General features: G+C 50.3%; 15 protein-coding genes, 4 tRNA genes and 2 rRNA genes. 5 read left to right on the plus strand and 16 right to left on the minus strand.

Features of this window, described 5'->3' with window-relative positions; translation table 11 throughout:
- Window positions 1-39: 39 nt before the first annotated feature.
- From rpoB to FCN78_RS12325, 12 genes are all read right to left on the minus strand, one after another.
- Entirely contained in the window at window positions 40-4065 is a 4026-nt protein-coding gene (gene rpoB, locus FCN78_RS12270; protein WP_069361559.1) for a DNA-directed RNA polymerase subunit beta, read from the minus strand.
- Window positions 4066-4294: 229 nt separating this feature from the next.
- On the minus strand, window positions 4295-4663 hold the full coding sequence (rplL, locus tag FCN78_RS12275) for a 50S ribosomal protein L7/L12 (RefSeq protein WP_069361560.1): 369 nt from the start codon (window positions 4661-4663) through the stop codon (window positions 4295-4297).
- Window positions 4664-4720: 57 nt separating this feature from the next.
- On the minus strand, window positions 4721-5209 hold the full coding sequence (gene rplJ / locus FCN78_RS12280) for a 50S ribosomal protein L10 (protein WP_069361561.1): 489 nt from the start codon (window positions 5207-5209) through the stop codon (window positions 4721-4723).
- 228 nt (window positions 5210-5437) lie between these two features.
- On the minus strand, window positions 5438-6142 hold the full coding sequence (gene rplA / locus FCN78_RS12285) for a 50S ribosomal protein L1 (protein WP_069361562.1): 705 nt from the start codon (window positions 6140-6142) through the stop codon (window positions 5438-5440).
- Between the two features lie 4 nt (window positions 6143-6146).
- Window positions 6147-6575: a 50S ribosomal protein L11 gene (gene rplK, locus FCN78_RS12290; protein WP_046074509.1), complete on the minus strand. Its 429-nt coding sequence runs from the start codon at window positions 6573-6575 to the stop codon at window positions 6147-6149.
- 122 nt (window positions 6576-6697) lie between these two features.
- Window positions 6698-7243 carry a transcription termination/antitermination protein NusG gene (gene nusG / locus FCN78_RS12295; protein WP_025744447.1) on the minus strand — a complete coding sequence of 182 codons (546 nt, stop codon included), beginning with the start codon at window positions 7241-7243 and terminating at the stop codon, window positions 6698-6700.
- Window positions 7244-7254: 11 nt separating this feature from the next.
- Entirely contained in the window at window positions 7255-7626 is a 372-nt protein-coding gene (secE, locus tag FCN78_RS12300) for a preprotein translocase subunit SecE (RefSeq protein ID WP_025674747.1), read from the minus strand.
- A 225-nt stretch (window positions 7627-7851) separates the two neighbouring features.
- Window positions 7852-9036 carry an elongation factor Tu gene (gene tuf / locus FCN78_RS12305; protein WP_137317907.1) on the minus strand — a complete coding sequence of 395 codons (1185 nt, stop codon included), beginning with the start codon at window positions 9034-9036 and terminating at the stop codon, window positions 7852-7854.
- A 104-nt stretch (window positions 9037-9140) separates the two neighbouring features.
- Window positions 9141-9216: transfer RNA gene (locus tag FCN78_RS12310), tRNA-Thr, on the minus strand.
- A gap of 13 nt (window positions 9217-9229) precedes the next feature.
- Window positions 9230-9304 (minus strand) — tRNA-Gly (locus FCN78_RS12315).
- 37 nt (window positions 9305-9341) lie between these two features.
- Window positions 9342-9426 (minus strand) — tRNA-Tyr (locus tag FCN78_RS12320).
- A gap of 7 nt (window positions 9427-9433) precedes the next feature.
- A tRNA-Thr gene (locus tag FCN78_RS12325) sits at window positions 9434-9509 on the minus strand.
- Between the two features lie 209 nt (window positions 9510-9718).
- Between FCN78_RS12325 and coaA the strand changes: the two genes are divergently transcribed.
- Window positions 9719-10657 (plus strand): type I pantothenate kinase, encoded by a 939-nt coding sequence (coaA, locus tag FCN78_RS12330; RefSeq protein ID WP_069362661.1) that lies wholly within the window; start codon window positions 9719-9721, stop codon window positions 10655-10657.
- Window positions 10658-10674: 17 nt separating this feature from the next.
- Here the strand turns inward: coaA and birA are convergent, their stop codons facing one another.
- Window positions 10675-11643 (minus strand): bifunctional biotin--[acetyl-CoA-carboxylase] ligase/biotin operon repressor BirA, encoded by a 969-nt coding sequence (gene birA, locus FCN78_RS12335; RefSeq protein ID WP_077650260.1) that lies wholly within the window; start codon window positions 11641-11643, stop codon window positions 10675-10677.
- Complete coding sequence (gene murB / locus FCN78_RS12340; RefSeq protein WP_069362663.1) at window positions 11640-12674, minus strand: UDP-N-acetylmuramate dehydrogenase; 1035 nt, start codon at window positions 12672-12674, stop codon at window positions 11640-11642. The genes birA and murB overlap by 4 nt, the downstream gene beginning before the upstream one ends.
- A gap of 124 nt (window positions 12675-12798) precedes the next feature.
- Here murB and FCN78_RS12345 point away from each other — a divergent pair, with 124 nt between their 5' ends.
- From FCN78_RS12345 to FCN78_RS12360, 4 genes are all read left to right on the plus strand, one after another.
- Window positions 12799-13182, plus strand: coding sequence for a GNAT family N-acetyltransferase (locus FCN78_RS12345; RefSeq protein ID WP_327293501.1), 384 nt, complete (start codon window positions 12799-12801; stop codon window positions 13180-13182).
- A gap of 112 nt (window positions 13183-13294) precedes the next feature.
- Complete coding sequence (gene pssA, locus FCN78_RS12350; RefSeq protein WP_069362665.1) at window positions 13295-14644, plus strand: CDP-diacylglycerol--serine O-phosphatidyltransferase; 1350 nt, start codon at window positions 13295-13297, stop codon at window positions 14642-14644.
- Window positions 14645-14655: 11 nt separating this feature from the next.
- Complete coding sequence (locus FCN78_RS12355) at window positions 14656-15300, plus strand: nicotinamidase (protein ID WP_077459613.1); 645 nt, start codon at window positions 14656-14658, stop codon at window positions 15298-15300.
- A gap of 199 nt (window positions 15301-15499) precedes the next feature.
- Window positions 15500-18085: a family 20 glycosylhydrolase gene (locus FCN78_RS12360; protein WP_077659799.1), complete on the plus strand. Its 2586-nt coding sequence runs from the start codon at window positions 15500-15502 to the stop codon at window positions 18083-18085.
- A gap of 445 nt (window positions 18086-18530) precedes the next feature.
- Here the strand turns inward: FCN78_RS12360 and rrf are convergent.
- Together rrf and FCN78_RS12370 are read right to left on the minus strand one after the other, a co-directional pair.
- Window positions 18531-18646 (minus strand): 5S ribosomal RNA (gene rrf, locus FCN78_RS12365).
- A 114-nt stretch (window positions 18647-18760) separates the two neighbouring features.
- A 23S ribosomal RNA gene (locus tag FCN78_RS12370) occupies window positions 18761-21850 on the minus strand.
- Between the last annotated feature and the right edge of the window lie 256 nt (window positions 21851-22106).

Consider the following 22106-nt stretch of genomic DNA (forward strand, 5'->3'; position numbering starts at 1 on the left):
AGCGCCTTCATATTCTTACCGGAGAGAGTAGCGCGTGGCTTACTCGTCTTCCAGCTCGATGTTGATACCCAACGAGCGGATTTCTTTCAGCAATACGTTGAAAGATTCCGGCATGCCCGGCTCCATACGATGGTCGCCATCCACGATGTTTTTATACATCTTGGTACGGCCATTAACGTCATCCGACTTCACGGTGAGCATTTCTTGCAGGGTATAAGCAGCACCGTATGCTTCCAGTGCCCATACTTCCATCTCACCGAAGCGCTGACCACCGAACTGTGCCTTACCACCCAGCGGCTGCTGCGTGACCAAGCTGTAAGAGCCTGTTGAACGGGCGTGCATCTTGTCGTCAACAAGGTGGTTCAGTTTCAGCATGTACATGTAACCCACGGTTACTGGACGCTCAAACTTCTCACCCGTGCGGCCATCGTAAAGGTCAAGCTGACCTGACTCTGGCAAATCACCCAGTTTCAATAGCTCTTTGACAACCGGCTCAGGCGCACCATCAAAGACAGGAGATGCGGTTGGCAGACCATCACGCAGGTTATTGATCAACGTGCGAACTTCCTCGTCAGTCAGTTTACTGATGTCCACTTCCTGACGGGTCTCACCCAAATCATAGACCTTCTGCAAGAACTCACGGAATTTCGCCAGTTCCTGCTGCTCTTTGAGCATGCGGTTGATCTTGTCACCAATACCTTTCGCCGCCAGACCCAAGTGCGTTTCTAGGATCTGACCGATGTTCATCCGCGAAGGTACACCCAATGGGTTCAGTACCAAGTCAACAGGCTCGCCTGACTCATCGTAAGGCATATCTTCGATCGGGTTGATCTTAGAGATAACACCTTTGTTACCGTGACGACCGGCCATCTTATCGCCTGGCTGAATGCGACGTTTCACCGCAAGGTAGACTTTAACAATCTTCAACACGCCTGGGGCAAGGTCATCACCTTGAGTGATCTTGCGACGCTTGGTATCGAATTTCTTATCAAAGTCGGCTTTGATTTCGTCGTATTGCTCAGCCAATTGCTCAAGCTGGGTTTGCTGTGCTTCATCATCCAGCGTTTGCGTCAACATGGTCTGACGATCCATGCCGTCGAGCTGGTTGTCGGTATAACCGGCTTGAGAAAGCAGTGTGCGAACACGTGCCATCAGACCGCCTTCAAGGATAGAGAACTCCTCGGTCAGGTCTTTTTTGGCTTCTTTTAACTGCATTTCTTCGATTTCGAGTGCACGCTTGTCTTTTTCTACGCCATCGCGAGTAAAGACTTGTACATCGATAACCGTACCAGACACACCATTCGGTACACGCAGTGACGAGTCTTTCACGTCAGACGCTTTTTCACCGAAAATGGCACGCAGCAGCTTCTCTTCTGGTGTCAGTTGCGTTTCGCCTTTTGGCGTCACTTTGCCGACCATGATATCGCCGCCTTTCACTTCGGCACCGATATACACAACCCCTGACTCATCCAGCTTAGACAGCGCCGCTTCACCCACGTTTGGAATATCCGCGGTGATTTCTTCGCTACCCAGCTTAGTGTCACGCGCCACACAAGACAGCTCTTGGATGTGGATAGTGGTCAAACGGTCTTCCTGAGCCACTCGCTCAGAAATAAGGATGGAATCCTCAAAGTTGTAACCGTTCCACGGCATAAACGCGATACGCATGTTCTGACCCAGTGCTAGCTCGCCCAAGTCAGTCGATGGGCCGTCAGCCAGTACGTCACCTTTTGCCACTTCGTGGCCCGGCATCACGGTTGGACGCTGGTTAATACAGGTGTTCTGGTTAGAACGTGTGTATTTGATCAAGCTGTAGATGTCGATACCGGCTTCGCCTGGTACCAATTCATCTTCATTCACTTTCACCACAATACGTGAGGCGTCAACCGACTGAATGGTACCGCCACGTTTGGCTACCGCGGTCACCCCTGAGTCAACCGCTACATTACGCTCGATACCCGTACCCACTAGCGGCTTTTGCGCACGCAATGTTGGTACAGCTTGACGTTGCATGTTCGCACCCATCAAGGCACGGTTCGCATCATCATGCTCAAGGAATGGGATCAGCGACGCAGCCACGGAAACGACCTGGTTAGTCGCAACGTCCATATACTGAACATGGTCGCGTGGGTGCAAACCTGACTCACCCGTTTCACGCGCGGTGATCAGCTCATCGGTGAAAGACCCATCTTCGTTCAACGCAGCGTTAGCCTGCGCGATAACATAATGGCCTTCTTCAATCGCCGACAGATAATCAATTTGGTCCGTCACTTTACCGTCAACCACTTTACGGTAAGGTGTTTCCAGGAAGCCATAAGCGTTGCAGCGCGCAAACGCAGACAGTGAGTTAATCAGACCGATGTTCGGCCCTTCCGGTGTTTCGATCGGACATAGGCGACCATAGTGCGTTGCGTGTACGTCACGCACTTCGAAACCAGCACGCTCACGTGTCAGACCACCTGGACCCAAGGCAGAGATACGACGCTTGTGCGTGACCTCAGACAATGGGTTGTTTTGATCCATAAACTGTGACAGCTGAGACGAACCAAAGAACTCTTTCACCGCCGCAGAGATAGGCTTGGCATTAATCAAGTCTTGTGGCATCACGTTATCGAGATCGCCCAAGCTCAAACGCTCTTTTACTGCACGCTCTACACGTACCAAGCCCACACGGAACTGGTTTTCTGCCATTTCACCCACAGAGCGAATACGGCGGTTACCGAGGTGATCAATATCGTCCACTTCGCCAATACCGTTACGGATATGGATCAGTTTACGCATCACCTCAATGATGTCTTCTTTGCTCAGTACGCCAGGTCCAGTGAGATCGTCACGACCCAACGAGCTGTTGAACTTCATACGACCCACAGATGATAAATCATAGCGGTCTTCGGAGAAGAACAGACTCTCAAACAGTTGCTCGGCGGCTTCACGCGTTGGTGGCTCGCCAGGACGCATCATGCGATAGATTTCAACTAGCGCCGTCAGACGGTCCGTGGTGTTGTCGATACGCAAGGTATCTGACATGTACGGGCCATGGTCCAGATCATTGGTAAACAGGGTTTCGATACGTTTATGACCTGCTTGCGACAACTGCGCCAGTGTCTCCAGGCTGACCTCTTGGTTAGCCGAGACAATCACTTCGCCAGTGTCCTGATTGACGTACTCACGTGCAGAGATCTTGCCCGCAATGTACTCAACTGGTACTTCGATGTGATCAACGTTATCTTTCGTCAACTGACGGATATGACGCGCAGTGATTCGACGACCCTGCTCCACGTAGACTTTGCCATCCGCTTCGATATCAAAGCTCGCGGTTTCACCACGTAGGCGATCAGGTACCAACTCCATCACTAGAGATTTACCTTTAACTTCGAAAACAACTTTTTCGAAGAACAGGTCCAAAATCTCTTCAGTGGTGTATTCCAGCGCACGCAGAATAATCGAAGCTGGCAGCTTACGACGACGATCGATACGAACGTATACGATATCCTTAGGATCGAATTCGAAATCCAACCATGAACCACGGTATGGGATCACGCGTGCGTTATATAGCACTTTTCCTGAGGAATGGGTTTTACCCTTATCGCTGTCGAAAAAGACGCCCGGACTACGGTGCAGCTGGGATACGATAACCCTCTCAGTACCATTGATGACAAAGGTACCATTTTCAGTCATGAGCGGAATTTCGCCCATATAGACTTCTTGTTCTTTGATGTCTTTAACGGTACCAGCCGGGGCATCCTTATCAAACATCACCAAGCGCAGTTTGACGCGTAGTGGGGCCGAATAGGTTACGCCGCGAATTTGGCATTCTTTGACATCGAAAACTGGCTCACCGAGACGATAGCTAACGTATTGCAGCTCGGAATTGCCGTTGTAGCTCTGAATTGGAAAGACAGAGCGAAAGGCAGCTTCAAGACCGTATTGCCCTTCTGGATCCTGCTCGATAAAGTTCTTAAAAGATTCAAGCTGGATCGACAGCAAGTATGGCACGTCCAGAACTTGCGGACGCTTACCAAAATCCTTACGGATACGCTTTTTCTCGGTATAAGAGTAAACCATAGGGTTCCTCAGCTCGCTGATAAGTGACCCAAACTGTCCAGTACAAGGGACAGTGACTAAACAACCACCGTTTAGTGTAGGAAAATCAAAGCGCTTGCTTTGATTTTTTTTGCATGGTCAGCAGTGATAAAACGGGGTGAAAATTTCACTACTGCCCTACAGCGCAAAAAGGCCGGTGGCTTTTTAGCCACCAGCCAATGCCTTTTCAGGCTAGGAAATTAAGTATAAATTACTTAACTTCAACAGAAGCACCAGCTTCTTCTAGCTGCGCTTTAAGCGCGTCAGCTTCTTCTTTCTCAACACCTTCTTTCAGAGGTGCTGGTGCGCCGTCAACAAGCGCTTTCGCTTCTTTCAGGCCTAGACCCGTTGCGCCACGTACCGCTTTGATAACGGCTACTTTGTTCGCACCCGCTTCAGTTAGGATAACGTCAAATTCGGTTTGCTCTTCAACCGCTGCGCCTTCAGCCGCACCGCCAGCAACAACGGCTGCTGCCGCTGATACGCCGAATTTTTCTTCCATAGCTTCGATAAGCTCAACAACTTGCATTACAGACATGTCTGCAATTGCGTCTAGGATTTGCTCGTTAGTGATAGACATAACAATTCTCTTTAAAGTCAACAATAAAAGGATTAAGCAACCAAATTAAACGGGCGATTAGGCCGCGTCTTTTTGATCGCGAACAGCGGCGATAGTACGAACCAGCTTGCCGGCAGAAGCTTCTTTCAAGCCCATCATTAGGCGTGCAATTGCTTCGTCGTACGTTGGCAGTGTCGCCAGTACCTCTGGGTCAGTGATCGCGCCTTCGTATGCAGCAGATTTAACCTCAAACTCTTTGTTTTCTTTTGCGAAGTCTTTGAAAAGACGCGCAGCGGCACCTGGGTGCTCGTTAGAAAACGCAATCAGAGTTGGGCCAACAAAAGTGTCTTGCAGACACTCATACTCAGTGCCTTCAACTGCACGGCGAGCCAGAGTGTTACGCACGACTTTCATGTAAACGCCCGCTTCGCGCGCTTGTTTACGTAGAGAAGTCATTGCGTCCACCGCGACACCGCGAGAATCAGCAACTACTGCAGACAGGGCTCCACTGGCAGCTTCGTTGACTTCAGCAACAATTGCTTTTTTGTCTTGAAGGTTTAAAGCCATTTGGATTTGCTCCTGGATTGTTTAACACCACTCTCTACAGCTTTGCAGAGAGAGCTTGTACGGTGCAGATCCAAGAAAGACGAGAAATCTATCATGTTCTGGCACCGTCTACGTAGGAAGATTAAGTTCGTAATGAACGCCTACGGTCTTGGACGAAGTTTGCCGAAGCAAACTCAGCCATAAAATTGTCAAGCGAGAGAGTATAAACGACTCTCTCGCTAGTCGCAATTAGTTAACGCTTGCTTCCAAAGAGTTTTGGTCGAGAGACACGCCAGCACCCATGGTTGTTGAAAGGCTAACTTTCTTGATGTAAGTACCTTTAGCTGAAGTTGGCTTCGCCTTCTTCAGTGCCACCAACAGCGCTTCCAGGTTTTCTTTCAGGCTGTTCGCGTCAAAGTCTACTTTACCGATAGTGGTATGAATGATGCCATTCTTGTCGTTACGATAACGAACCTGACCTGCTTTCGCGTTTTTAACCGCTTCAGCAACGTTAGGGGTTACCGTACCCACTTTCGGGTTTGGCATCAGACCACGTGGGCCTAGGATGGTACCTAGCTGACCAACAACGCGCATTGCGTCTGGTGAAGCGACGACGACGTCAAAGTTCATTTCGCCTTTCTTCACTTGTTCAGCAAGATCTTCCATACCGACGATATCCGCACCGGCTTCTTTCGCCGCGTCAGCGTTCGCACCTTGTGTGAACACAGCAACACGGATGTCACGGCCTGTACCGTTAGGCAGTACGGTCGCGCCACGAACGTTTTGGTCTGATTTACGAGCATCGATGCCAAGGTTGACAGAAACGTCAACACTTTCAACGAAATTTGCAGTCGCCAGTTCCTTCAGTAGAGCAACGGCTTCGTTGATGTCGTACTCTTTGGTCACATCAACTTTTTCGCGGATTACGCGCATGCGCTTAGTCATTTTAGCCATTGTCTTAACCCTCTACGTTCAGGCCCATTGAACGGGCAGTACCCGCAATGGAGCGTTTCATCGCTTCGATGTCCGCACCGGTCATGTCTGCCGCTTTGGTTTCTGCGATCTCTTGGATCTGCGCGTCAGTCACGGTACCCACTTTTTCAGTGTTCGGACGACCTGAACCAGATTTCACGCCTGCCGCTTTCTTAAGAAGAATCGCCGCTGGTGGAGTCTTGGTTACGAAGGTGAAAGAACGGTCACTGTATACAGTGATAACAACAGGAGTTGGTAGACCTTTCTCGATAGATTCGGTCTTCGCGTTAAACGCTTTACAGAACTCCATGATGTTCACACCGTGTTGACCCAGAGCAGGACCAACCGGTGGCGATGGGTTAGCTGCACCCGCTGCAACTTGCAGCTTGATGTAAGCTTCTACTTTCTTTGCCATTATTCAATTACCTTATTTTGGGTACTGACGTCTATCTTGCGATAAACTCCCCGTTTAACAAAAGGGCGCGAAATTATAGTCAAATTTCGCGCCCTTGCCAACCGTTGATGATGCTTTTTTGATCAGGTTTTTTCTACCTGGCCAAACTCAAGCTCAACTGGGGTTGCACGGCCAAAGATTGAGACAGACACCTTAAGGCGGTTCTTGTCATAGTCCACTTGCTCGACAACACCGTTAAAGTCTGCAAACGGTCCTTCTGTGACACGCACCACTTCGCCGGCTTCAAACACGGTTTTGTGAACCGGAGACTCACTCGCTTTTTCGAGGCGATTGAGAATAGAGTCTGCTTCTTTATCAGAAATAGGTGCTGGGCGATCTGAGGTGCCACCAATGAAACCCATCACACGTGGCACACCGCGTACCAAGTGCCAAGATTCATCGTTCATCACCATTTGGACGAGCACATAACCTGGGAAGAATTTACGCTCGCTCTTGCGACGTTGCCCCTGGCGCATTTCAACCACTTCTTCGGTTGGCACCAAGACTTCCCCGAAATAGTCTTCCATTTCGTGCATTTTGATATGTTCGCGCAATGACTGCGCTACACGGCTTTCAAAACCAGAGAAAGCCTGGACCACATACCAACGTTTTTTGGGAGCTTCGCTCATGTACTTTTACCTCACACGCCAGTGATTAGGCGGACTAGACGGACCATGATTCCGTCAACGCCCCACAAGATGAGCGCCATAACGACAGTAACAGCCAGAACGATGAGAGATGTCTGTAAAGTCTCTTGGCGGGTCGGCCAAATCACTTTACGCACTTCCATACGCGATTCGCGTGCAAACGTGATCGCAGCTTTTCCTTTCATCGTGAGTGCAGCAACACCACCGGCAGCGGCAACCAATACCACCACAGCAGCAGCTCGCACTACCACAGACACGTCACTGTACAGGCTATTCCCTATCACGGCTGCGGCCAATAGGACAAAAACAACACCCCATTTAAGGATGTCCATCGAACCGGATTGGGTCTCAGCGTTCGCTTTCATACATTCTACCTGTAACAAGTCTACATAGACGGCAGTGCCTTTCAGCCATCCACAATCAGTGTTTGGCAAAGGCACATGGTGATCATAACGCCTCAATAAAGCTCGATACGATCACTAAACTCTGCGCTTGCTAACAACTACTGGCTAAATTCACACCAGCAGGAGCGTCAAACGCAGAAAAAGGGCATCAAATGATGCCCTTTTTACTAGTGTTTCGTCAAATCATTATTCAATGATGTTAGCAACAACACCAGCGCCTACAGTACGGCCACCTTCACGGATAGCGAAACGTAGACCTTCGTCCATCGCGATAGGTGCGATGAGCGTTACAACCATCTTGATGTTGTCACCAGGCATTACCATCTCAACGCCTTCTGGCAGCTCGATAGTACCGGTTACGTCAGTAGTACGGAAGTAGAACTGTGGACGATAGCCTTTGAAGAACGGCGTATGACGGCCACCTTCGTCTTTGCCCAGCACGTAAACTTCTGACTCGAACTTGGTGTGCGGCGTGATTGAACCCGGCTTCGCCAGTACTTGGCCACGCTCAACTTCGTCACGCTTAGTACCACGCAGAAGAACACCAACGTTCTCACCCGCACGGCCTTCGTCTAGAAGCTTACGGAACATCTCAACACCAGTACAGGTGGTCTTCGCGGTGTCTTTCATGCCCACGATTTCAACGTCGTCACCTACAGTGATGATGCCTTGCTCAACACGACCGGTTACAACCGTACCACGGCCTTGGATTGAGAAGACGTCTTCGATTGGCAGGATGAACGGCTTGTCGATCGCACGCTCTGGCTCTGGGATGTAAGAATCTAGCGCTTCTGCTAGCTCAACAATCTTCTGCTCCCACTGCTCTTCACCGTTCAATGCACCCAGTGCAGAACCTTGAATAACAGGGCAGTCGTCACCTGGGAAGTCATACTCTGAAAGTAGCTCACGAACTTCCATTTCAACCAGCTCAAGCAGCTCTTCGTCATCAACCATGTCACATTTGTTCATGAACACGATGATGTTTGGAATACCAACCTGACGGCCAAGTAGGATGTGCTCACGCGTCTGTGGCATTGGGCCATCAGTTGCCGCAACAACCAGGATACCACCGTCCATCTGCGCCGCACCGGTGATCATGTTTTTCACATAGTCAGCGTGTCCTGGGCAGTCAACGTGTGCGTAGTGGCGAGTCGGTGTATCGTACTCAACGTGAGACGTTGCGATGGTGATACCACGATCACGCTCTTCTGGTGCGTTATCGATTGACGCGAAATCACGCGCTGCACCGCCGTGTACTTTTGCAAGTACCGTACAGATAGCTGCGGTCAGCGTCGTTTTACCATGGTCAACGTGGCCAATAGTACCAACGTTAACGTGCGTTTTCGTACGTTCAAATTTTTCTTTAGACATGACAGTCCCTCTAAGCACGGTATTTCGGTGGCATTACGACCACACAACCAACAATCAGGTTTGTTGAGTATATATCAAACGGCTTGAAGTTACCTTGGAGAGGATGGTGCTGATAGGCAGATTTGAACTGCCGACCTCACCCTTACCAAGGGTGCGCTCTACCGACTGAGCTATATCAGCACTCTAAAAAGAGTGGAGCGGGCAGCGGGAATCGAACCCGCATCATCAGCTTGGAAGGCTGAGGTAATAGCCATTATACGATGCCCGCAATCGTTACTCGTAGAGCTATTCAAACAATTTGAAAATGGTGGTGGAAGAAGGATTCGAACCTTCGAAGGCTGAGCCGTCAGATTTACAGTCTGATCCCTTTGACCGCTCGGGAATTCCACCTAAATTTTGGTGCCGGCTGCCGGAATCGAACTGGCGACCTACTGATTACAAGTCAGTTGCTCTACCAACTGAGCTAAGCCGGCGACAAGTGCTGCGCATTCTATGCCATGGATTTGAGGGGTGCAATAGGGAATTTTAAAAAAATGGGTGATTTTTTCGTCTTTTGCGTATTTTCTCGCGTGATTGTTGCGAAAATAACCAACCGGTTCACTTAACGCCGATCGTCGGCGCTTTTCCTTCCCTGTCGTTTGCGGTATCGTCACCCTCTTTACTGGCTTAAGGCACATGGATCATGAATGCAACGCTAACGCCTTATTTGTCGTTCGAGCGTCAACAATGGGCTGAACTGAGGGATGCAGTGCCCATGACGCTCACAGAAGATGACATTGACCGCTTGCGCGGCCTTAACGAGCATTTGTCGATGGATGAGGTGCGCGATATTTATCTTCCTTTATCCCGGCTGCTTAATCTCTATGTAAAAGCGCGCAAAAGCCGGACGGAAGTGCTAGACGAGTTTTTATCCCAACCGGTATCAAATCATGTGCCTTATGTTATTGGCATCGCGGGCAGCGTCGCCGTGGGGAAAAGTACCACCGCACGCCTTTTAAAAGCCTTGCTGACACGATGGCCTGACCATCCCAAAGTGGCGCTGGTCACTACGGATGGCTTTTTGTATCCAAACGCCGAACTTGAGTCGCGTGGCATCATGCATAAGAAAGGGTTTCCGCAATCTTATGACATGCGCAAACTGGTTGAGTTTGTGGCTGACGTCAAATCAGGAAAAGACTGTGTCACCGCGCCGATTTATTCTCACCTGGTTTACGACATCACCTCTGACGTGCAAAACGTAGAGAAACCCGACATCTTGATCCTCGAAGGGCTCAATGTGCTGCAAAGTGGTATGGATTACCCGCACGACCCCCATCATGTGTTTATTTCCGACTTTCTCGACTTTTCTATCTATGTCGACGCCGAACCAGACTTGCTAAAGCATTGGTATATCGAGCGCTTTATGAAATTCCGCCGAGGTGCCTTTCTCGACCCACAAGCCTACTTTCATCACTACACGCGGTTATCGGTGGACGAAGCCACTCAAAAAGCCGCGACCATCTGGGATGAGATTAACGGGAAAAACTTATCGGAGAACATTCTACCGACCCGTGAGCGCGCCAGCTTAATCTTAGAAAAAGGTGCCAACCACTCCGTTCAACATATCCGTGTGCGCAAATAGTGCTTGCGAGAGCAGGATTAGTCATCGCGTCTTAGAGAGATCTCTCCACCCAAATAAGGCGTGATGTCACCCTCAACGTCAAGCAATAAGGCACCGTGTTCATCGATACCGCGCTCAATACCACGGACTTCTCGATCGCCCATCAGTAGTTTAACAGGGCGGTCGATAAAGTTATCCAACTTAGGCCAGTCGGCCATGATGCTCGATAGCCCATGTTGCTCATAGTCAATCAGTGCGTCTTTTAAACGCGCAATCAAGGTTGCCGCCAATGTATTACGTGATGGCATGGGATGGCAGGCCTCCGCTAAACGCGCCCAAGGCTGGTCAATGTTTTGATTCAAATGTGCCCCCATGCCAATATTTAACCCCATGCCAATCACAAGGTGAGCCGCATCGCCCGTTTGCCCCGTCATTTCCACTAAGATGCCAGCGAGCTTTTTATCCTGAAAATACAGATCGTTGGGCCATTTCACCTTCACACCTGGCGCGCCTAGTTCATGGAGCGCTTTGGTGATCGCCACGCCGACCACCAGGCTCAGCCCCATCGCCGCCGCAGGGCCGGCATCTAAACGCCAATACATCGACAAATACAAGTTACTGCCAAAAGGCGACTCCCACGCGCGACCACGGCGACCCCTTCCTTGCTGCTGATATTCAGCCAGGCAAACGCTGCCTGACGCAAGTTGTCCCACACGTTCCATCAAGTACTGATTGGTCGAATCAATGACCGGGATCGCGGATAAAGCGGGCACGTCGGTATGCTCACGGAGCCAGACGTCATCCAGCAGTTCTATCGGTTGTGATAAGCAATAGCCTTTGCCCTGCACCCGGTAAATATCCAGCCCCCACGATTGCAACACTTTAATGTGTTTGCTGATAGCGGCTCGGCTCATGCCTAGCGCATCGCCTAGCATCTCGCCAGAGTGGAATTCACCATCAGATAAACGGTCTATAAGAGTCAGTCTAGCGTTATGTGCACTGCTCATTGTGCCTCCAAGCTGGTTTCACCCGTGGCACCCATAAAGCGCACCTCATGGTGCAAGGTCACACCAAACCGCGACTTGACGTCGTCGACCACCTGCTTGGCTAATTGAATGACGTCTTGGCTGCTTGCCTGATTAGCGTTCGTCAGCACCAGGGCTTGTTTAGGATGCACACGCGCTCCTCCCACTTGCTTGCCTTTTAAACCACATTGGTCAATCAGCCAGCCTGCGGCGAGCTTCTTTTTTCCCTCTCCGGCAGCGTACATGGGCATCTCGGGATAACGGGCTTGCAAGGCTTGCGCCTGGTGTGCATCAAGCACCGGGTTTTTGAAAAAGCTGCCCGCATTGCCACACTCTCGGGGATCCGGGAGCTTGGCTTGGCGGATCGCACAGACCGCCTCAAAAATGGTTTGCGCTGATACCTGCTCTGGATCGAGATCCGCTAACGCACCATACTTGAGCACGGGCTGCCACGCTTTCGCTAATCGAAACCCCACTTGTGTGATCACCCACCCTGTCATCACGTCGGTTTTAAATATCGAATCGCGATAACCAAATTGACAGGCATCTCGGGTCAGACGACGGGTTTGCTGAGTCAATGGATTGACGATATCGACATACGCGCAGCGCTCGCAAAACTCGACACCATAAGCACCAATGTTTTGAATCGGTGCGGCGCCGACACAGCCAGGAATAAGCGCGAGGTTTTCCAGCCCGGGCAAACCATTATCAATGCTCCAAGCGACTAAGTTATGCCAGGATTCTCCAGCCCCCACGTGCAATATCCAGTGGTCGCTCTCGTCATCGACTGACACACCGTTCAGGCGATTAAGCACCACCACGCCCTGAAAGTCTTGGCAAAAGAGCAGGTTGCTACCTTCTCCCACCACTAACTTAGGAAGCGCTAGGTCGTCAGCGTGCTGCCAAATAGCATATAAATCCTCCACCGTGTGCGCTTCCACGATCGCATGAGCGTGGGCGGGGAGACCAAAGGTGTGATGGGGTGTCAAAGACACATCAGATAACCACTTCATCAATGCATTACGCTGTCAGAAAAAATCATGGATAGGTATACTACCTGTCCTGCTCGTATTGCGCATCTATTAGGCTATGGATCATTACCACATTCACCCACTCGAGCCGTTACGGTTTCCTCTCGTGGCGCGATTTTATAAAACCTACTATCCACCGGGTAAACCGAAAAAGGATGAACATATCTGGGTGGTGGATGGATCCTGCGGTTTATGTGGCGCGGTGCGCTTTCAGCCGCGTCAAGACTACCAACTGCTCACTGGCATGCTGCTGCATCCGCACTTGCGCGGGACCGGGTTAAGCCATCAACTGCTCGACGCCGTCCAGCCCGTATTGGCGCAGCGTCCAAGCTTTTGCTTGGCATTTCGACCATTGACCGCCTTATACGCGCAACACGGTTTCAGCAGTGTGGACACACAAGCCCTGCCAGAGGAATTGGCGGCGCGATACCAGAGCTACTGTCATAGCGGTAAAGACTTAGTCGCGATGAAATACACACCTAAAGCGTGATATTTACAACAAAGCCACGCGCAGTGATCCATGACTTGATCTAATTTCTGGTATAATTCAGGGTTTAGCATCAAACCGCTCGACTCTGGCCGTCGAACAACAAGAGGTAACAATGGATTCAGCGAACGCAAACCGGCAGCTTATCGACCGCCTGCCCACCATTGCGCACCAGCCAGACAATCTCGAAACCTTATTAGATGCCGTCTCGTTTAGAGAGCGCTTGCTCTGTGAAATAAAAAAGGCGAAATCCAGGATTTACCTCGTCGCCTTGTATCTGCAGGATGATGAGGCTGGACGTAGCGTGCTTGATGCGCTTTATGAAGCGAAGCAGGCCAATCCTGATCTTGATATCAAGGTATTAGTCGACTGGCATCGTGCACAACGAGGGCTGATCGGTGCTGAGCAGTCTGATGGCAATGCAGGATTATATCGCGCCTATGCCGAGCGTTACCCGCATAAAATAGAGGTACTCGGCGTACCAGTCAGAAACCGAGAGGTGTTTGGCGTCCTACACCTAAAAGGCTTTGTGTTTGATGATACAGTGCTTTACAGCGGCGCTAGCTTAAACGATGTTTATTTAGCGCAACATAATAGATATCGATACGACCGCTATCATGTGCTCAACAATAAAGCGCTCGCCGACACCATGGCAGACTTTATTGTTAATACCCTGACAGCAGATAGTGCGGTCAACTGCCTCACCTCGCCAGACCGACCCAATAGCAAAGCACTTAAGCCTAGCATTCGTGAGTTTCGCACCCAGCTACAGCGTGCGAGCTATCGCTACGATGATGAGCCTCTCCGCGAGGATCAAGTCGGGCTAACCCCTATGGTCGGACTGGGTAAGCGTAAGAACAAGCTCAACCGCTATATCTGCCACCTAATTGCGAGCGCGCAAAAAGAGTTGGTGATTTGCACTCCTTATTTTAATCCGCCACGCAGTGTCGTCAGAGAAATTCGTCGTGCACTACGCCGAGGCGTGACGGTGAGCATCATTGTTGGCGATAAAACCGCCAATGACTTTTACTCGCCGCCAGAGGCACCGTTTAAGACCATTTCGGCACTCCCCTATCTGTATGAAGTCAACCTGCGCCACTTTGCACGTCGTAACGAAGCGGCGATTGCCAAACGCCAGTTAAACATCCATATTTGGAAACATGATGACAACAGTTTTCACTTAAAGGGAATTTGGGTCGATCGCCAATACATGTTGCTGACAGGTAATAACCTGAATCCACGCGCATGGAAGCTAGACTTAGAAAACGCCATCTTGATTCATGATAAGCATCAGCAACTCGAAGCGCAGAAACAGAAAGAAGTCGACAAGATTCTGGCACACACTCAGTTGGTCGGCAGCTATAAACAGATAGAAAAAATGGAAGACTATCCCGCCCCGGTCAAGCGTCTGCTCAAGCGGATAAAACGGGTTAAGGCCGATCATTTACTCAATCAGATACTCTAGGTGATGATGCAATGAAACAAGCCAAAATTGCCGCGATTGATGTGGATGCGCAATGCACCTTCACGCCGCTTTGTCCTGATGAATTGCCTGTGCCAGAGGGCGACACCATCGGGCCGGCTCTGAACCAGCAGGCGGCGTTGGCTGATTTACGCATACTGACCAAAGATGCACATCCTACTAATGCGGTCTGGGTCGTCGACGACCCCGCGGACATGTTTCAATCGTTGCCACACAAAAACGCTGACCTTACTTGGGTCAAGCATGCTGTGCCCGGCACCAAAGGATTTGAAACTCTCGACGGCTTGCCTCCCGTTACCGATTACGACTATGTGGTTTGGAAAGGCATCGAGCCTGACCTTCACCCCTACGGTGCGTGCTTTCATGATATTGAAGAGAAGCTCAGCACGGGCTTGATTGAATGGCTACACAGCCAAGCCGTAGAAACCGTCATTGTCGGTGGCTTGGCAACCGATTACTGCGTCAAAACCACGGCTATCCAATTGAAAAAGCGCGGCCGTTTTGACGTCATTGTTAACCTCGCAGCATGTCGCGGCATTGACCCCAGCACGGTATCATCTGCTTGTGACGAAATGGTCGCTGTCGGCATTCGGCTCGTGGATAGCCAAATCGCGTTAAGCTGCTTACTTCCGCGTTAATTCGTATCGCAGTGAATCAACGATTTCTACTGCGATCTTACTCGCTATTCTAGCGAAACCTACTGCCTACATACATCAATAAATATGAGTCTTTAGACATAAAAACACTTTGACTCACAAGATTGCTAGGCTTATTGAGCGCTATCCTCTAATGTCCTGTTAACTATTTTCACAGTAAAAAATAAGTTTGGAGGATAGCATGCTCAAACCTACCGCACTGGGTCTCCTGATCGGCGCGTCATTATGTAGCACCGCTTGGGCGATACCTGCTTCGCAGCTTGATGCACTCGGAAACGGGCTCGATGTCCAATACCAAGTGCTTGATAATAAGCAAGATGACTGGCGTTCATTTACTGGTAACGTGGCGTTTACTAACCAAAGTACTCAGACGCTACCTAAAACGGGCTGGACGATTTATTTCAGTCACATCCGCATGATCAACTCGATCGACACCGATCAACTTAAAGTCTCACACGTCAACGGCGATCTCTTCAAACTCGAGCCTACTGACAGCTTTGTTCCGCTCGCCCCCGGTGATCAATTAGTCGTCGGCTTTAATGCCTCTGACTGGCAAGTGGCTAAATCCGATATTATGCCGAATTGGTATTTAGCCTCCGACGATGAAACTGGCACGCATACCGCGTTGATTACCAGCACCAGTAACCACAAAAATGGCCAAGTGCCCACCAAGCCGGATGATGAACTCACCTTTGTCGGTGACTTTGACACGCCCGTAAAGTGGAAGCGCTACGGCGGCGCATTGACTGACCACTATGACCCGTTCACGGCCGAACAGCGTTATGCGCGCAATGCCGATCTTTCCTTGGTCGATACCCAAGGACACGTGCTACCCACGCCGGCCAGTCGCATTGAGAAAAATGGCCATGTCACTCTCGATAGCGAGTGGACCGTGGTCTACGACAACGGCTATCAAGCACAAGCACAATGGCTTGCCGATCAGCTTGGCATTTCAGCCACCGACTGGGCACCCACTAAGCAAAAAGTCATTCATGTGGGATGGGGAAAAGTCACCCTTAATGGAAGCGACCAGTGGCATGAAGCTTATCGCTTAGATGTGCAACCTGAGCCGCAACGTATTGAGATTGACGCCCCTGATGAAGCGGGAGCCCTATACGCCGCGCAAAGCTTGCTGCAACTTAAAACCGGCGACACACTCAAGGCGGTATCGCTAACTGATGCACCCCGCTTTGCTTACCGAGGCCTGTCTGTCGATGCCGCACGAAACTTCCGTAGTAAAGAAGCCATCTTTAAATTACTCGATCAGATGGCCGCACTGAAACTCAACAAACTGCATCTACGCCTCAGTGATGATGAAGCATGGCGCATTGAGATCCCAGCCCTTCCTGAACTGGCGGACGTCGGTAGCAAACGCTGTCATGACTTGTCAGAGACCAACTGCGTGCTGCCCTTCTTAGGCGCAGGGCCTGACGGCACAGAAGCATCAAATGGGTACTACACCACGGACGATTATCAAGCGATCTTGCGTAAGGCAGAGGCACTCAATATCACCGTCATTCCAGAAGTGGATATGCCAGGTCACGCGCACGCGGCCATTAAAGCGATGGAAGCGCGTTATCACAAGTTCATGGCACAAGGCGATGAAGCCAAAGCGAAGGAATATTTGCTCACGGACTTTGAAGACGACACCCAATACCTCTCTGTGCAAATGTTCACCGACAATGCGATGAATGTTTGCATGGAATCCAGTTATCGCTTTGTCGATACGGTGGTTGCCGCGCTCGTCGATGCGCATCGAGACATACAGCCACTCGATACATTCCACTTTGGCGGTGATGAAATTGCCGGTGCTTGGAAAGCGTCGCCCGTCTGTCAGTCCTTTATTGCAGACAACGATGCAGGTGTGAACAGTGTCGACGATCTGAGTCAGTACTTTGTCGAGCGTATTTCGCACATTACCCAACGTCATCAGCTCGATCTCGGTGGTTGGGAAGATGGCCTCATGCACAACAACAACGTCTATCCACGTGCACAACTTGCCAATGAACACGTCTATGGCAACGCGTGGCAAAATATCTGGGAGTGGGGCGTTGCCGATCGCGCCTATAACCTCGCTAACAATGGTTATGGCGTTATCTATAACCAAGCCACACACCTCTATTTTGACCATCCCTATGAGCCAGATCCAAGTGAACGTGGCTATTATTGGGCACCCCGTTTTACCGACACCCGTAAGACGTTTAGCTTTATGCCCGATGACCTCTACGCTAACGCAGATGAAAAACGTAATGGTGCACCTATTACCAAACAAGAGGTATTAGACGCTGCAACCGTGAAAACTCTGACGCGTCCAGAAAATGTGCTCGGTTTACAGGCATCTATTTGGAGTGAAACCATTCGCTCTGATGGCCAATTTGAATCAATGACCTTCCCTCGTCTCTTTGCCATGGCTGAGCGAGCTTGGCACCGTGCCGAGTGGGAAGCAAGCACTCAAACCGGGCAAGAGGCGGATCAAACCAAACGCAAACTGGATTACAACCTCTTTGCTAATCAGCTAGCGAACTACTGGTTCCCCCAACTTGAGCAACAGGGTGTTGGCTTCCGCTTACCGGTTCCGGGTGGGGTGATAGAAAGTGGTACATTGAAAGCGAACTCGCCATTCCCTGGGCTCACCATTGAGTATTCAACCGATAATGGTGCAAGCTGGCAGGCCTATGATGCGGATAACGCCCCTCATGTCAGTGCCCCAGTACAGCTACGTACCATTTCAGGAGAGCGTGTGAGCCGAATCAGTCAAATTCAATAATCGAGCGGTTACACAGCTAAAAAGACAACGCCCCGTCGACAAGACGGGGCTTTTTATTGGATCTTGGGTAGGTAGAAAATGAAATGATATCTACTTGGCAGGCAGTTTAAAGCAAAGCATAAAGGGCCTATTAGCCTTCCAAAGACAAAAAGCCCCGACCATAAGGTCAGGGCTTGGTGTTTTTTATCAAAGTCTTACGCATATCCGCTTTGATAATTAAATTGTTACTAACTAAAGCCTAATACTAAGCTCTAATTAGATTATCTTGTTTGATGCGATGAGGATGTTGAATCGAGACGCGTGATATCTTGGTATAAATAAAAAAAAGCCCCGACCGTCAGGTCAGGGCTTGGTATTTTCTTATCAAAGTCTTACGCATATCTGCTTTGATGATTAAATTGTTACTAACTAAAGCCTAACAGTAAGCTCTAATTAGATAATCAAAGCCTGGCGATGTCCTACTCTCACATGGGGAGACCCCACACTACCATCGGCGCTGCTTCGTTTCACTACTGAGTTCGGCATGGAGTCAGGTGGGTCCAAAGCGCTATGGTCGCCAAGCAAAATTTGGTGTGTCTTCACTTTTCAGTCAAAACACGAATCTAGAAAGCTGTTCGTTCTCGCCACAATCAACTGGCTTATTTTAAGTCCAACCCAAAACCTCTTGGGTGTTGTATGGTTAAGCCTCACGGGCCATTAGTACAGGTTAGCTCAACGCCTCACAGCGCTTACACACCCTGCCTATCAACGTTCTCGTCTAGAACAACCCTTTAGAGAGCTCGAGGCTCTAGGGATGACTCATCTCGGGGCCAGCTTCGCGCTTAGATGCTTTCAGCGCTTATCTGTGCCGAACTTAGCTACCGGGCAATGCGTCTGGCGACACAACCCGAACACCAGCGGTTCGTCCACTCCGGTCCTCTCGTACTAGGAGCAGCTCCCCTCAATCATCCAACGCCCACGGCAGATAGGGACCGAACTGTCTCACGACGTTCTAAACCCAGCTCGCGTACCACTTTAAATGGCGAACAGCCATACCCTTGGGACCGACTTCAGCCCCAGGATGTGATGAGCCGACATCGAGGTGCCAAACACCGCCGTCGATATGAACTCTTGGGCGGTATCAGCCTGTTATCCCCGGAGTACCTTTTATCCGTTGAGCGATGGCCCTTCCATTCAGAACCACCGGATCACTATGACCTACTTTCGTACCTGCTCGAGCCGTCACTCTCGCAGTTAAGCGGGCTTATGCCATTGCACTAACCTCACGATGTCCGACCGTGATTAGCCCACCTTCGTGCTCCTCCGTTACACTTTGGGAGGAGACCGCCCCAGTCAAACTACCCACCAGGCACTGTCCTCACCCCAGATAATGGGGCTAAGTTAGAACATCAAACATACAAGGGTGGTATTTCAAGGATGGCTCCACAGCAACTGGCGTCGCCGCTTCAAAGCCTCCCACCTATCCTACACATGTAGGCTCAATGTTCAGTGCCAAGCTGTAGTAAAGGTTCACGGGGTCTTTCCGTCTAGCCGCGGGTACACAGCATCTTCACTGCGATTTCAATTTCACTGAGTCTCGGGTGGAGACAGCGTGGCCATCATTACGCCATTCGTGCAGGTCGGAACTTACCCGACAAGGAATTTCGCTACCTTAGGACCGTTATAGTTACGGCCGCCGTTTACCGGGGCTTCAATCAATGGCTTCTCTTGCGATAACCACATCAATTAACCTTCCGGCACCGGGCAGGCGTCACACCGTATACGTCATCTTTCGATTTTGCACAGTGCTGTGTTTTTAATAAACAGTTGCAGCCACCTGGTATCTGCGACTGCCCATAGCTCCATCCGCAAGGGACTTCACCGCGGGCAGCGTACCTTCTCCCGAAGTTACGGTACCATTTTGCCTAGTTCCTTCACCCGAGTTCTCTCAAGCGCCTTGGTATTCTCTACCCGACCACCTGTGTCGGTTTGGAGTACGGTTCCTACTTACCTGAAGCTTAGAGGCTTTTCCCGGAAGCATGGCATCAATGACTTCACCACCTTGGTGGCTCGACATCGTGTCTCGGCCTCGATTTCCCGGATTTGCCTAAGAAATCAGCCTACGCACTTGAACCTGGACAACCATCGCCAGGCCCACCTAGCCTTCTCCGTCCCCCCATCGCAGTAAGCAGCAGTACGGGAATATTAACCCGTTTCCCATCGACTACGCCTTTCGGCCTCGCCTTAGGGGCCGACTTACCCTGCCCCGATTAACGTTGGACAGGAACCCTTGGTCTTCCGGCGAGGAGGTTTTTCACCCCCTTTATCGTTACTCATGTCAGCATTCGCACTTGTGATACCTCCAGCATGCCTCTCAGCACACCTTCAACAGCTTACACAACGCTCCCCTACCCAATAGCTGCATCCTTAAAGCCACTATCTTTATTCGCCTCAACCATTGTTGGACGCTTTGACGTTATTAACCACGCGCTTCGCGCATAACGTCAATCCAATAGCTTTAAGTGATGCAGCCATTGCCGCAGCTTCGGTGTATCGCTTAGCCCCGTTACATCTTCCGCGCAGGCCGACTCGACCAGTGAGCTATTACGCTTTCTTTAAATGATGGCTGCTTCTAAGCCAACATCCTGGCTGTCTGAGCCTTCCCACATCGTTTCCCACTTAGCGATAACTTGGGGACCTTAGCTGGCGGTCTGGGTTGTTTCCCTCTCCACGACGGACGTTAGCACCCGCCGTGTGTCTCCCGGATAGCACTTACTGGTATTCGGAGTTTGCAAAGGGTTGGTAAGTCGGGATGACCCCCTAGCCTTAACAGTGCTCTACCCCCAGTAGTGTTCGTCCGAGGCGCTACCTAAATAGCTTTCGGGGAGAACCAGCTATCTCCGAGTTTGATTGGCCTTTCACCCCTAGCCACAGGTCATCTCCTAACTTTTCAACGTTAGTGAGTTCGGTCCTCCAGTTGATGTTACTCAACCTTCAACCTGCCCATGGCTAGATCACTCGGTTTCGGGTCTAATGCAAGCAACTGTCGCCCAGTTAAGACTCGGTTTCCCTACGGCTCCCCTATGCGGTTAACCTAGCTACTTACATTAAGTCGCTGACCCATTATACAAAAGGTACGCGGTCACCCCATCACTAAGTCACCTCTGCTGGATTGGGTGGTTGACCCACGCTTCGCGTGGTTAACCCAATCAACAAAGTGATAGCGTCTCACTAAGATGAAGTGTCTTAGTGATGGGGCTCCCACTGCTTGTACGTAGACGGTTTCAGGTTCTATTTCACTCCCCTCACAGGGGTTCTTTTCGCCTTTCCCTCACGGTACTGGTTCACTATCGGTCAGTCAGGAGTATTTAGCCTTGGAGGATGGTCCCCCCATGTTCAGACAAGATATCACGTGTCCCGTCTTACTCGTTTTCACGCCTAAGGCGCCGTCGGTTACGGGGCTATCACCCTTTATTGCCAGGTTTTCCAACCTGTTCACCTAACGCCTAAGCCGCTTAAGGGCTGCTCCGGGGTCGCTCGCCGCTACTGCCGGAATCTCAATTGATTTCTTTTCCTTCGGGTACTTAGATGTTTCAGTTCCCCGAGTTCGCCTCTTAGCGCTATGTATTCACGCTAAGATACCTGCTTATGCAGGTGGGTTTCCCCATTCGGACATCGATGGCTCAAATGCTTCTTACCAGCTCACCATCGCTTTTCGCAGGTTAGTACGTCCTTCATCGCCTCTGACTGCCAAGGCATCCACCGTCTACGCTTAATCACTTAACCATACAACCCCAAGAGGTTTTATTTACGTCGAGACTGTCTTAAAAAGAAATCTGCGTCGCAAAACCACTGAGTGTTGAATCATCAACCAATTAAGGTTTTGTTTTTGCCGGACTCAAAATAGAGACTTTGCTTATCAAATAAGACAAAGCCCAAGCACACTTGATTGTGTGAGTGACATTATATGTCACTGATTGAGAACTTTACTGTCATTCTTTAAGAATGACTTGTCAGCTTTCCAGATTGTTAAAGAGCATCT

This window comes from Salinivibrio kushneri (assembly GCF_005280275.1).
GTDB classification, from domain to species: domain Bacteria; phylum Pseudomonadota; class Gammaproteobacteria; order Enterobacterales; family Vibrionaceae; genus Salinivibrio; species Salinivibrio kushneri.